This window comes from Vibrio sinaloensis (assembly GCF_023195835.1).
GTDB lineage: Bacteria > Pseudomonadota > Gammaproteobacteria > Enterobacterales > Vibrionaceae > Vibrio > Vibrio sinaloensis_C.
The window spans coordinates 2,352,242-2,364,369 of sequence record NZ_CP096199.1 but is presented as its reverse complement, the minus strand read 5'-3'; the positions used below and the strand labels follow the sequence as shown (position 1 = coordinate 2,364,369).

The 12,128-nt window shown below is 49.4% G+C and carries 8 protein-coding genes; 6 read left to right on the top strand and 2 right to left on the bottom strand.

Annotated elements, in window-relative coordinates; translation table 11 throughout:
* Positions 1 to 19: 19 nt before the first annotated feature.
* The gene (gene chrA / locus MTO69_RS10665) at positions 20 to 1,165 is read right to left on the bottom strand and encodes a chromate efflux transporter (protein ID WP_248329084.1); all 1,146 of its coding nucleotides are present in this window, start codon (positions 1,163 to 1,165) and stop codon (positions 20 to 22) included.
* 104 nt (positions 1,166 to 1,269) lie between these two features.
* Here chrA and MTO69_RS10660 point away from each other — a divergent pair, with 104 nt between their 5' ends.
* Positions 1,270 to 2,178 (top strand): LysR family transcriptional regulator, encoded by a 909-nt coding sequence (locus MTO69_RS10660; protein WP_248329082.1) that lies wholly within the window; start codon positions 1,270 to 1,272, stop codon positions 2,176 to 2,178.
* 25 nt (positions 2,179 to 2,203) lie between these two features.
* On the opposite strand, the gene MTO69_RS10655 is transcribed toward MTO69_RS10660, so the two are convergent.
* Positions 2,204 to 3,286, bottom strand: a complete 1,083-nt coding sequence (locus tag MTO69_RS10655) for an ABC transporter ATP-binding protein (protein ID WP_248329080.1) — start codon at positions 3,284 to 3,286, stop codon at positions 2,204 to 2,206.
* 344 nt (positions 3,287 to 3,630) lie between these two features.
* Here MTO69_RS10655 and MTO69_RS10650 point away from each other — a divergent pair, with 344 nt between their 5' ends.
* The 5 genes from MTO69_RS10650 (at position 3,631) to MTO69_RS10630 (ending at position 12,116) form a co-directional block, all read left to right on the top strand.
* A complete protein-coding gene (locus MTO69_RS10650; RefSeq protein ID WP_248329078.1) occupies positions 3,631 to 4,551 on the top strand; it encodes a carbohydrate ABC transporter permease in 921 nt (306 codons plus the stop codon).
* On the top strand, positions 4,551 to 5,402 hold the full coding sequence (locus MTO69_RS10645; RefSeq protein ID WP_248329076.1) for a carbohydrate ABC transporter permease: 852 nt from the start codon (positions 4,551 to 4,553) through the stop codon (positions 5,400 to 5,402). The genes MTO69_RS10650 and MTO69_RS10645 overlap by 1 nt, the downstream gene beginning before the upstream one ends.
* Before the next feature lie 108 nt (positions 5,403 to 5,510).
* A complete protein-coding gene (locus MTO69_RS10640; protein WP_248329074.1) occupies positions 5,511 to 6,737 on the top strand; it encodes an ABC transporter substrate-binding protein in 1,227 nt (408 codons plus the stop codon).
* 150 nt (positions 6,738 to 6,887) lie between these two features.
* Positions 6,888 to 9,989, top strand: coding sequence for a beta-galactosidase (locus MTO69_RS10635; RefSeq protein WP_248329072.1), 3,102 nt, complete (start codon positions 6,888 to 6,890; stop codon positions 9,987 to 9,989).
* Positions 9,990 to 10,001: 12 nt separating this feature from the next.
* Entirely contained in the window at positions 10,002 to 12,116 is a 2,115-nt protein-coding gene (locus MTO69_RS10630) for an alpha-galactosidase (protein WP_248329070.1), read from the top strand.
* Positions 12,117 to 12,128 lie beyond the last annotated feature (12 nt).

Here is a 12,128-nt window from a genome sequence, read left to right as displayed (position 1 = left end):
TCCTTTCAGTGACGGGCAACTAAATTAGGTAGCCTCCGATGAGACCAGCAAGAATAAAGAAAGCGACCATGGCGATGATCGGCAGTTTAAGCTGTTTTAACAGATAGAATCCGACCAAGACCAGAGCGATATCCAGCGGAGCGTTGACGGCACTGATAAATACAGGTTGATAAAGTGCCGCGACCAACAAACCGACCACGGCGGCGTTAACCCCATTGACCGCGCCAGAGACTCTCGGCCTTTGTGCGAGTGATTGCCAATTTTTCAGCACGCCTAGTAGCAGTAAAAAGCCGGGAAGAAACACAGCTAAGGTCGCAACCAAGGCTCCCCAAATAGGCGCGTTTGGCGACAGCTCGTAGCCAATATAAGTGGCGAATGTAAACATAGGCCCAGGCACGGCTTGAGCCGCGGCATAACCGGTTAGAAACGCATCTTGACTGAGTTGGTCGCCAACAATATTTTGCAAAAGCGGCAGTACCACATGCCCACCACCAAACACCAAACTACCCGCCTGATAGAAGTCATTGAATAGTTGCAGCTGTGGCAGCAGTTGAGCGGCGAATGGCAGTCCGACTAGCAGCGCGACAAACACCAGTAGTGGCGCGACAGAAGGGGTGAAAGATTCGGTCTTACCTTCAACTGGTGCGGCTAAATGCACACTCCCAACCAGCGCAGCGATTAACAGCACCGCCATCTGCGTCGCGATACCAGGCAGCAGCAACAGTGCGATGGCGGTCATCAGGCACAATGTCACCGACAATGTCTGCTTACAGAAGTTTTTGTACATTCCCCATGTGGCATCGGCCACCACCACGACCGCCAGCAGCTTAAGGCCGTGGACGATATTTTGAAATGCGCTGGTGTCAGTAAGCTGGCTGCTGACCATAGCCAGAACAAGCATGATCAACACCGAGGGGAGGGTAAAACCGAGGAAGGCCATGCCAGCACCAGCGAGTCCCCCGCGTTTGTATCCGAGCGCAAAGCCGACTTGGCTCGATCCCGGCCCAGGTAAAAACTGACTCAGCGCCACAATTTGTCCGTATTCTCGATCGTCAAGCCAACCTAGTTTCTCGACAAAGGTATTACGGAAGTAGCCAATGTGTGCCGCCGGGCCGCCAAAGCTAATCCAGCCTAACCAGAAGAAAGTTTTAAATATTGCAAACATGATTCGGCGTTTCGTTTAATAAAATGTGCCGATAATTTACGCAATACGCTAGAATGACTCAAATTAATAGTGTTGATATTAATTATGAATCAGATGGGATTGGTGTGAAGGAATTTAATTGGAAAGGGGTGGACTTGAATTTGCTGGTGGCATTCCAAGCCCTGTATCAAACCCATAGCGTCAGCCAAGCAGCTCAGCGCTGTTTTGTTAGTCAGAGCGCGATGAGTCATACCTTGCAGAGAATGCGTGCACTGTTTGATGATCCTCTGTTTGATCGTGTTGGCGCAAAAATGGAGCCCACTCAGCGTGCTCAAGACATCGCGCCAGTGGTCGATCAACTATTGGCTTCGATAAAACATGACCTACTGGCAAAGAAACATTTTTCGGCTACAGAGTATGCTGGAGTATGGAAGATAGGTTTGACCGACTATGCCGAGCAGCTTTTCGCGCCAAGCTTGTATGACACCATAAAGCAGGCATCGCCAAACTCTCAGGTGAGTTTTTTCAACGTCAATCGCAGCAATTACATCCAGATAGTCGAGCAGGAAGAGCTCGATGTGGTGATAGGCAGCATCGACAATGTGAATCGACGTTTCTTGAGTCAGCAGTTGTACACAGAGCAGCATCTGTGCTTGTTTGATCCAGCATCAATTGCCAATGGTGAGTCAATGACTCTAGACAATTTTGTTCGCTATGAGCACGCCTTGGTGAGCCCGGATGGGCGACTGCAAACACAGGTGGATCAGCGTCTGGATAAACTCGGTTACGAGCGTAGGGTGGGGGTGGCTTCACGCAATTTTCTGACCATACGTCGCTTACTCATCGGAAGGCCATTAGTGTGTATTGTACCGAAGCGATTCGCCGAAATGGAGAGAGATAATCATGCTTTGATGGCCATATCACCGCCGCTGTCTATCCCAGACTTCGATATAAGCCTACTATTTCTTAAGGCTCATCAACACGAAGAAAAAAGTGTCTGGATTAGACAGCAAGTGATGTCGGTCGTGAGCTAGCAACCGCAGTTGCTAGCGACTGGCGTTACTCAACCCGCAGGCCATGGCTGTCGAATAAGTGGCAATCTTGGTGATTGAAACTCAGGGTGACTTGTTGGAACTTGCTGACTTCTTGGTCGCCAGGTAGGTGCACCTTAAAGCCATCTTCGCCACATGCCTGACCGAACATGTAGGTGCTATTGCCCAAACGTTCAACCACTTCACTTTGGAACTGCAGTGTCACGTCGCCGCTGCTATCAATAGCGAGGTGCTCTGGTCGGATGCCTAACGTGACTTTGTCGCCACTGCTTAGCGGTTGCTTTATTGCTGGCAGTTTGAACACAGTGCCATCTTGACTGACCAACTGCAGGTGCTGCTCAGAAATAGACTCAACTTGAGTTGCAATAAAGTTCATTTTCGGAGAACCGATAAAGCCCGCTACGAATTCATTTTGCGGCTTATGGTACAACTCAAGTGGTGAGCCCACTTGCTCAACGCGACCATCACGCAATACCACGATTTTATCCGCTAGCGTCATCGCCTCGACCTGATCGTGGGTCACGTAGATCATGGTGTTTTGCAAGTCTTGGTGCAGTTTGGCAATTTGCAGACGCATATCGACCCGTAATTCGGCGTCTAAGTTCGATAACGGCTCGTCAAACAGGAAGACTTTAGGGTTACGTACAATCGCGCGGCCTATCGCAACACGTTGACGCTGCCCCCCAGACAGTTCTTTGGGTTTGCGTTTAAGTAAGTGGTCCAGTTGCAGGGTTTTGGCCGCACTTTGCACTTGCTTATCGATAAATTCTTTTGGGTGGCCATTCATTTTTAGGCCAAATCCCATGTTCTCTTCGACCGTCATGTGCGGATAAAGCGCATAGGATTGAAACACCATAGCAACGCCACGTTCGGCGGGATCAACGTCATTCACAAGTTGGTTATCGATATGGATTTCACCGTCGGATATCTCTTCTAGGCCCGCGACAAGCCTCAGCAAAGTTGACTTACCACAACCCGAAGGACCAACGAAGACGACAAACTCACCATTCTCTATTTCTAGATCGACACCATGAATGGTTTGCACATCACCAAAACGTTTGATGACCTGTTTTAAGCTGATGTCAGCCATATCTACTCCTTGCCTTATGGCGCAAAAAACTCGTTTTATGAGCGAAGAATGAGCGATAAATCACTGTACGTTTCGCTATGCCTATAAAACATACCTGTTTGATAAATTTTTGTTAGCGACGATCGGGCAATAGTTGATCCTGATCATGGTTATTTAATGGAAAATGACCATTTTTGTGGAAACGTTTACAAAAATGATTAGCTACTCTGTATTAAATCGTCACAGTTATTAATATATGAAGCGTATATTAGATAAAACTTCATCTTTTGGTTAACTTTCTACTACTTTTAGTAAAGTGTTTATGTCGACATTTAACCTGAGGATGTGACAAGGAGTCACACAAAATGGAGCAATCTGTGAAAACGATATACCCAGAGAATCGTCTTCCATCCGCAAGGCGTAAGGCACGGGTAAGCGCCAAGCTCTCACCATGGCTGTTTTTAGCCCCAGCAATGGCGATCTTCGCCATTTATGTCATCTATCCAATCTTAGATAGTATTTGGCTTAGCTTCTATGAGTGGGATGGACTGGGCGAGAAAGTCTGGGTCGGTCTAGATAACTACCGAGAGCTGTTTGACTCTGATGCATTTTATACTTCTCTAAAGAACAACACCCTGTGGTTGGTGTTCTTTATGCTCGCTCCTCCTATCGGCCTGGCCATTGCTTTGTTCTTGAATCAGCAGGTGAAAGGCATTCGTGTCGTTAAGTCGCTGTTCTTTTTCCCGTTTGTTATCTCGCAAGTGGTGGTCGGTCTGGTGTTTGCCTGGTTCTACGATCCATCGTTTGGCTTGTTCAATATGCTGCTTGGCTCTTTCGGAATCGAACCTATCTCTATCCTTGCCAATGAAGATTACGTGACCTACGGCATTATTGCCGCTGGTCTGTGGCCACAGATTTCCTACTGCATGATTTTGTATCTCACAGGGTTAAACAATCTCGATCCCGAGCAGCTAGAGGCGGCGCGCCTTGATGGCGCTAAGAAGTGGCGTATGCTCTGGTATGTGGTGATCCCGCAACTTCGTCCTGCGACTTTTATCGCCATCGTGGTCACCGTGATTGGTGCACTGCGTTCGTTCGACTTAGTGGCGACCATGACTGCGGGTGGTCCATGGGGCAGCTCGACGGTATTGGCTTACCAAATGTACGAAGAGTCTATTTTTAACTATCGCATGGGTTATGGCGCGGCAGTTTCTGTAGTGTTGTTCCTTATCATGGATGTGTATATCGCTTATTTCCTATGGCGTATGTTGAGGAGTGAAAAATAATGTACCCACAACCGATTCAAAAAGCGGGTCGCTTTGCCAACATTAGCTACCGAGTCGCGCTACCGATTTCTATCGTGATGTGGTTACTGCCGTTAATCGCAGTGATGATGACCTCGATTCGCGGTATGGAAGACATCAACACCGGTAACTATTGGGGCTGGCCAAGTGAAATCCAGTTTGTCGAGAACTACACTCAAGTCTTTATGTCAACAGCGATGGGGCAGTACCTAGTCAACAGTTTGCTCATCACTCTTCCAGCAGTGGCGGGTGCCGTTGCGCTGTCGACCTTGGCAGGATTTGCGCTGGCCAAGTACAACTTTAAGGCCAACATCTGGATTTTTGCGATGTTTATCGCCGGTAACTTCGTGCCGTTTCAGATCTTGATGATCCCTGTGCGCGATCTCACCATCAGTTTTGGTTTGTACGACACCCATTGGGCGTTGATCTTTTTCCACATCGCTTTCCAGGCCGGTTTTTGTACCTTGTTCATGCGCAACTTTATTGTCGGTATTCCTGACGCTTTGATTGAAGCGGCGCGCGTTGAGGGGGTCAGTGAGTGGAAAATCTTCTGGCACGTGGTGCTGCCACTGGTGCGCCCAGCATTGGCTGCACTGGCGGTATTAGTGTTCACCTTTATTTGGAACGATTTCTTCTGGGCATTAGTACTGGTGCAAAGTGACGAAGTTCGCCCGGTAACGGCAGGGTTGAGCTCACTGCAAGGACAATGGTTGGCCTCTTGGCAATTGATGTCCGCCGGCGCGATTGTCGCCGCGATTCCACCTGTAGTGCTGTTCTTTACCATGCAACGTCACTTTATCGCCGGCTTAACGTTAGGCGCGACCAAAGGTTAATTTTCAGCAGGTTAGCCTTCCCCTATAGGCTGGCCTGCCTTTTAGGTAAGTTAATAAAAACAACAATTGGACCCATGAGCCGTGGCTCAACCAACAAGGACCTGAAATATGAAATACGTGAAACATCTTGCTGCTACCGCTGTGCTCGGGGCAACACTGTCGACCTCTGCTTGGGCTGGCACTTTGGTGATTAACTCCGATGCGTCAGATCCAGCGCCAAAAGAGGCGTGGGGCGAAATCGTTAAGCGATTTGAAGCAGAGAATCCAGACATCACCGTCAAATACAACCTGTACGATCACGAAGCGTACAAGACAACGATTCGTAACTGGCTAGTGACTTCGCCACCGGATGTGGTGTTCTGGTACGCGGGTAACCGTATGAAAACCTTCGTTGACCGCGGTCTGTTTGAAGATGTCAGCGATATCTGGGCCGATAACAACATGAAGCAAGATTTTGCGGCAGCCGCACCAGCAATGACAGTGAATGGCAAGCAATATGGTGTGCCATACACTTACTATCAATGGGGTGTGTACTATCGTAAAGATATCTTTGACCAATACGGCATTGCTGAGCCAAAAACGTGGGATGAGTTACTTAAAGCATCGGCCACGTTAAAAGACAATGGTGTCGCCCCCTTTACTATCGGTACTAAATACCTATGGACAGCGGCAGGTTGGTTTGACTACATCAACATGCGTACCAACGGCTTAGATTTCCATATCCAATTGATGGATGGCAAAGTGCCGTACACCGATGAGCGTGTGAAAAAGACTTTTGCTAACTGGGCGCAACTGGTTGAGCCAGGTTACTTCCTAGAAAACCATGCTTCATACTCTTGGCAAGAAGCGCAGCCGTTCCTCTACAATGGCCAAGCGGCGATGTACTTGATGGGCAACTTCATTACGCCGAACTTCCCGAAAGAGCTTGATGGCAAAATGGGCTTCTTCCAGTTCCCGATGATCGATTCTGCAATCCCAATGGCGGAAGATGCACCGATGGATACCATTCATATTCCATCGAAAGCGAAAAACAAAGAGGACGCACGTAAGTTCCTAGAATTTGTCGCTCGCGCTGAAAACCAGCAGCTGATCAACGAAATGTTGCTGCAAATTCCAACCAACAATAAAGCCAAAGCGAAAGCGGATCCTTTCCTAGATAAAGGGGTTGAAATGCTGGCAACGGCGGGTGGTACCGCTCAGTTCTACGACCGAGATACCGATCCTGCGATGGCAAAAGAAGGGATGAAGGGCTTCCAAGAGTTTATGGTTCATCCGGATCGTATCGATACTATCCTGAACAAGCTTGAGAAGGTTCGCCAACGTACGTTTAAATAAAACCTCGTGACCTCCCTTTGCTCGTGACGGCAATCATGACTGACACGAGCAAAGGCAAGCACCCATCGAGCCTTGTTGGGTGCTCTCTACTTTGAGCGTTTCCTTGCCAGTCGGTTGCGCTCTTTTTCCTCTTATTTTAAGGGTGCTGTGATGAGAACTTTTAGCCAAATCATAGCGGCGCGCGAATGGGAAAATCAGCATGTGGTTCACCACAACGTGCTGCCTGCGCATGCGCCTCTTCATGCTTACTCCAATGAACACGATGCACTGAACAAGGTGCCTTCCAACCAGCGACTGAGTTTAAATGGTCAGTGGAAATTTGCCTTGTTTGATCGACCGGATCAGGTTCCGGCTGAGAGCATCACTAAGAGTATTGATGACAGTGAATGGAGCCCGATAACGGTTCCTAGCAACTGGCAATTGCAAGGGTTCGACAAGCCGATTTACACCAATGTGAAATACCCGTTTGCCGATACCCCTCCGTATGTCCCGCAAGACAACCCAACCGGGATATATCGTACCTGTTTTCAGTTTTCTCCTAAGCACGCACAAACCACGATTACTTTTGATGGGGTCAACAGCGCGTTTCATCTCTGGTGTAACGAAAAGTGGGTGGGCTACTCGCAAGACTCGCGACTGGCGGCAGAATTTGATTTGTCGGACTTCTTGGTCGAAGGCGACAACCAGGTGACCGTGATGGTGATGCGTTGGAGTGACGGCTCTTATCTAGAAGACCAAGATATGTGGTGGCTAAGTGGCATATTCCGCGATGTGACATTGCTGAGTAAGCCTGCCATTCACATTAAGGATGTGCAGGTGGTGACGGAGCTTGATAACAGCTATCGTGATGCCACGCTTAAAGTAACCACCAGCTTGTCGAAAAAGAACTTGCCACATCGAGTGCGTGTCAGTCTATACGATGCCAATCAACAACTGATTTCAACCCAAGATGCGCATCCTGGTATGGATTTTGTCGATGAAAAAGGGCCGTGGTGCGACAAGGTGAATCATGCGCTTGCCATCACAGAACCCGCATTATGGAGTGCTGAGTCACCCAACTTATATCGAGTGGTGGTCACGCTTCTCGATGAGCAAGAGCAACTGGTGGATTGTGAAAGTTACGACGTTGGCTTTCGTCAGGTCGAGATTGATCAGGGACAGCTTAAAGTTAATGGCAAACCGCTGCTGATCCGCGGTGTGAATCGTCATGAACATCACCCTGAGCTTGGCCATGTGATGACTCGCGAAGATATGATTCGTGATATCAAACTGCTCAAACAGCATAACTTCAATGCGGTGCGCACCGCGCATTACCCCAACCACCCGCTATGGTATGAGCTTTGTGACCAGTACGGTTTGTACCTGGTCGATGAGGCCAATATCGAAACCCACGGGCAGTTTCCTATGTGTCGTCTTTCCGACGATCCTGAGTGGCTAAATGCCTACGTGCGCAGAATGACCCGTTTAGTTGAGCGAGACAAAAACCATCCGTCGATCATTATCTGGTCGCTGGGCAATGAGTCCGGAATCGGCAACAACCATCATGCCATGTATCAATGGGTCAAACAGCGCGATCCGTCTCGACCAGTTCAATATGAAGGGGGCGGCGCAATGACCGCGGCCACCGACATTATCTGCCCAATGTACGCTCGGGTTGATTGGGATTTGCCAGTGGTGGCTCATCAGCCACAGGTCACGCCAAGAGTGGGGATCAAAAAATCGATCGCGCTCCCCGATGAGCAGCGACCGCTGATCTTATGCGAATACGCCCATGCGATGGGCAACAGCTTGGGCAGTTTTACTCAGTATTGGCAAGCGTTTCGTGACAACCCTCGTTTGCAAGGCGGCTTTATTTGGGATTGGGTCGACCAAGGGCTAACCAAGACCGACGAGCAAGGCAATCAGTACTGGGCTTATGGCGGTGATTTCGGAGATGATATCAACGATCGTCAATTCTGTATCAACGGCTTGCTGTTTCCAGATCGCACGGTTCATCCGACCTTGTATGAGGTGAAAAAAGCGCAGCAGTTTTATCAGTTCACTTTGGTCGAACAAACACCGTTAACCGTGCGCATTGAGAGCGAAAACCTCTTTACTTCAAGTGCCGGCGAGTGCCTGCAATGGCAGATTTTAGAGAACGGCAATGTGGTGGATGGCGGTGAAATTGATCTTGCGCTCGAAAGCCAACAAACGGTTGAGCTACTGTTAGAAAACACCCACACGCTCAATACGCCAAATGCACGTTATCACCTCAATCTGCAAGTGGTGCTTAGCCGAGCGACACCATGGGCAGAAGCCGGACACGTGAGCGCGACTGAGCAGTTCGAACTTGATGTTGAGCCCGAGTTGGTCTTGCCTGAAGCCAAACAGCCATGGCAGGCCAATATCTCAGATAGCCCGGAAAAGCTTTTGGTCTACAGTGATCTTTTTGCTCTGGAGTTTGACAAACGCCTAGGGGCCATCAGCAGTTGGAAGGTCAACGATAACGAAAAACTGACTCAGCCAATTATCGACAACTTTTATCGTGCACCATTGGACAATGACATCGGCACCAGCGAGGCGGATAGGCTTGACCCCAACTCATGGTTTGCGCGTTGGCAATCTATGAGCCTTGATAGTTTGACTCGAGAAGCGGTTGATTTTGAGTGGAATCAGAACAAAGCGGGCTTACAAGTGGTGACTAAGTCCGCCTATCTGCATCAGGGCAAATTACTGATTGTCTCGACATGGCGTTATCAAGTGTCACAACTGGGTGAAGTGGCGATTGATGTTGACGTTGAGCTTGCTCATGGTCTGCCGCCGCTGCCGAGAATTGGCATGGAATTGTCGTTGTACGATCACGGCGTGAGTGAGCACCAGCAGCCAGTGAGCTGGTTTGGTCGTGGTCCGCATGAAAACTACCCAGATCGCAAAGCGTCGGCGCATGTTGGCCGTTATCACTCTTCGGTCGAGCAGATGCACACCAACTACATCTTCCCGTCTGATAACGGTTTGCGTTGTGATGTGATGGAAGCGCAGGTAGGGGAGCTCACCGTTCGTGGCCACTTCCACTTTGCCGTGAGTGAGTTTAGCCAAGCCAATCTAGCTCAAGCCAAGCACACCAATGAACTGATCAAACAAGATACGATTTTCGTCCGTATCGATGGTTTCCATATGGGCGTTGGTGGTGATGATTCTTGGACGCCAAGTGTGCACAAAGAGTACTTACTCAGTGACTCGCGTTATCGCTACCAAGTTGAGCTGAGTTTTTAAGGAGTCAAGTTGATGGATTCATTTGTTCAGCTCCATAGCGAGCAAGTGTCGCTGGTGATTAAGTTAGCCCCAGCACCAGAAGTTATTTATTGGGGTAAGCGCATCGCGCAGCTAGATCAAGCGCAGTTTGGCCAATTGCTTCACAGTCAGCAGCGAGCAGTGCCACAAGCGCGCTTGGATCATGATGTGCCTTTAACTCTTTGCCCTGAACTCGGGCGTGGCAGTTTTGGTTCATCAGGGATAGAAGGTCATCGCCATGGTTTGGCAAGTATGCCAAGGTTTGACTACGTTTCGCATCAGCAATCGAACCAAGGGGTTGAGATTGAGTGCGCTGATTCTGTTGCCCAGTTAGCGCTGACTATCTCGCTCAATCTTGACCAATCGGGCGTACTCAGCAAACGGATGGTGCTAACCAATCGTGCCAACGATGACTACACCTTGAATAAGCTTGCTTTAACCTTACCGCTGCCGTTTCGAGCCGCAGAACTTGAAAGTTATCACGGGCGATGGAGCCGCGAGTTTCAGGCGCAGCGCCAAACCATCAGCCACGGCTCTTGGGTGGTTGAAAATCGCCGCGGTCGTACGTCTCATGAATACTTTCCTGGTTGTCTGCTCGGAACGGCGGGCTTTTCCGATCAGCAAGGAGAAGTCTGGGGCTTTCATTTGGCTTGGAGCGGCAATCATCAATGGCGTGCAGATATTAAAAGCGATGGCCGTCGACTGCTGCAAGCGGGGGAGTGGTTGATCCCAGGAGAGGTGATTCTCAAAGCCGGTGAAAGTTACGCCACTCCAGAGCTTCTGGCTACCTATAGTACAACAGGGATCAATGGTATTCGCCGAGCGAACCATCATTACGTTCGCCAACAGATTTTACCTTTTGACCAGCACAAACCTCGCCCTGTTCATCTCAATACATGGGAAGGGATCTACTTCGACCATGACCCTGAATATATCTGCCAAATGGCGAGCGAAGCGGCGCAGATGGGAGTGGAACGTTTCATCATCGATGACGGTTGGTTTAAGGGGCGCAACAATGACAAATCATCGCTCGGAGATTGGACCCTAGATCGCACTAAGTACTCTAATGGCTTAGAGCCGGTGATCAGCCATGTCAATTCGCTCGGCATGGAGTTTGGGATTTGGGTCGAGCCAGAAATGGTCAACCCAGATTCTGATTTGTTCCGCACTCATCCCGAATGGCTATTGGCCTGTGATGGCTATCAGCAGCCGACCGGGCGTTATCAATATGTGCTCAATCTGCAAAACAGTGATTGCTTTCAATACTTGTATCACTGTTTAGATAGCTTGCTCAGCACGCACAATATTGGTTACGTGAAATGGGATATGAACCGAGAGCTGGTGCAAGCGACGCATCAGGGAAGCGGCGCGGTGCACGGTCAAACTCAAGCATTGTACCGTTTGATTGACCAACTGGTTGCCGCTCATCCCAAAGTGGAAATTGAGTCATGTAGCTCGGGCGGTGGTCGCATCGATTACGAGATCCTCAAGCGAACCTGCCGTTTCTGGACGTCAGATTGCAATGATGCCTTGGAGCGACAAACGATTCAAAAGCACATGGGGATCTTTTTCCCGCCTGAAGTGATGGGCGCGCATATTGGCCCTTATCGCAGCCATACCACCAGGCGCAGTCATGACATTAACCTGCGCGGTTTAACCGCTCTCAATGGTCATATGGGGGTAGAGTTGGATCCGGTCAAGGAGAGTGAACAAGAGAAACAAGCCTTTGCCAAATATATCGCGCTGCATAAACAGTATCGAGCGCTGCTGCATAGTGGCGACAGTTTCTATCTTGATAGTGGCGACCAGACTCGCTTGGCCTATGGAGTCACAAAAGCGGATCACACATTGATCACTGTCTGTCAGCTAGCAATGCCGGATTATGCACTACCAGAGCCGTTACTGATTGAGCACCTAGATTCACAACGCAGCTATCGCGTTCGCTTAGTCGACTACCCTCAATCCAGCGCGCAGCTGATGAAAGCAAGTGATGGCTGGTGGCAACAAGGAGAGATAACCATCAAAGGGGAGTGGTTGGCTAAGGTCGGCATTACGCTACCCATTCTCGACCCAGAAGCGTGTTTACTGCTTAGTATTGAAGCCATATAAATAATCAAGGGC

Coding starts and splice junctions, on each gene's coding strand:
- chrA (WP_248329084.1), bottom strand. CDS start 1,165: ATGTTTGCAATATTTAAAACTTTCTTCTGGTTAGGCTGGATTAGCTTT.
- MTO69_RS10650 (WP_248329078.1), top strand. CDS start 3,631: ATGGAGCAATCTGTGAAAACGATATACCCAGAGAATCGTCTTCCATCC.
- MTO69_RS10640 (WP_248329074.1), top strand. CDS start 5,511: ATGAAATACGTGAAACATCTTGCTGCTACCGCTGTGCTCGGGGCAACA.
- MTO69_RS10655 (WP_248329080.1), bottom strand. CDS start 3,286: ATGGCTGACATCAGCTTAAAACAGGTCATCAAACGTTTTGGTGATGTG.
- MTO69_RS10635 (WP_248329072.1), top strand. CDS start 6,888: ATGAGAACTTTTAGCCAAATCATAGCGGCGCGCGAATGGGAAAATCAG.
- MTO69_RS10630 (WP_248329070.1), top strand. CDS start 10,002: ATGGATTCATTTGTTCAGCTCCATAGCGAGCAAGTGTCGCTGGTGATT.
- MTO69_RS10645 (WP_248329076.1), top strand. CDS start 4,551: ATGTACCCACAACCGATTCAAAAAGCGGGTCGCTTTGCCAACATTAGC.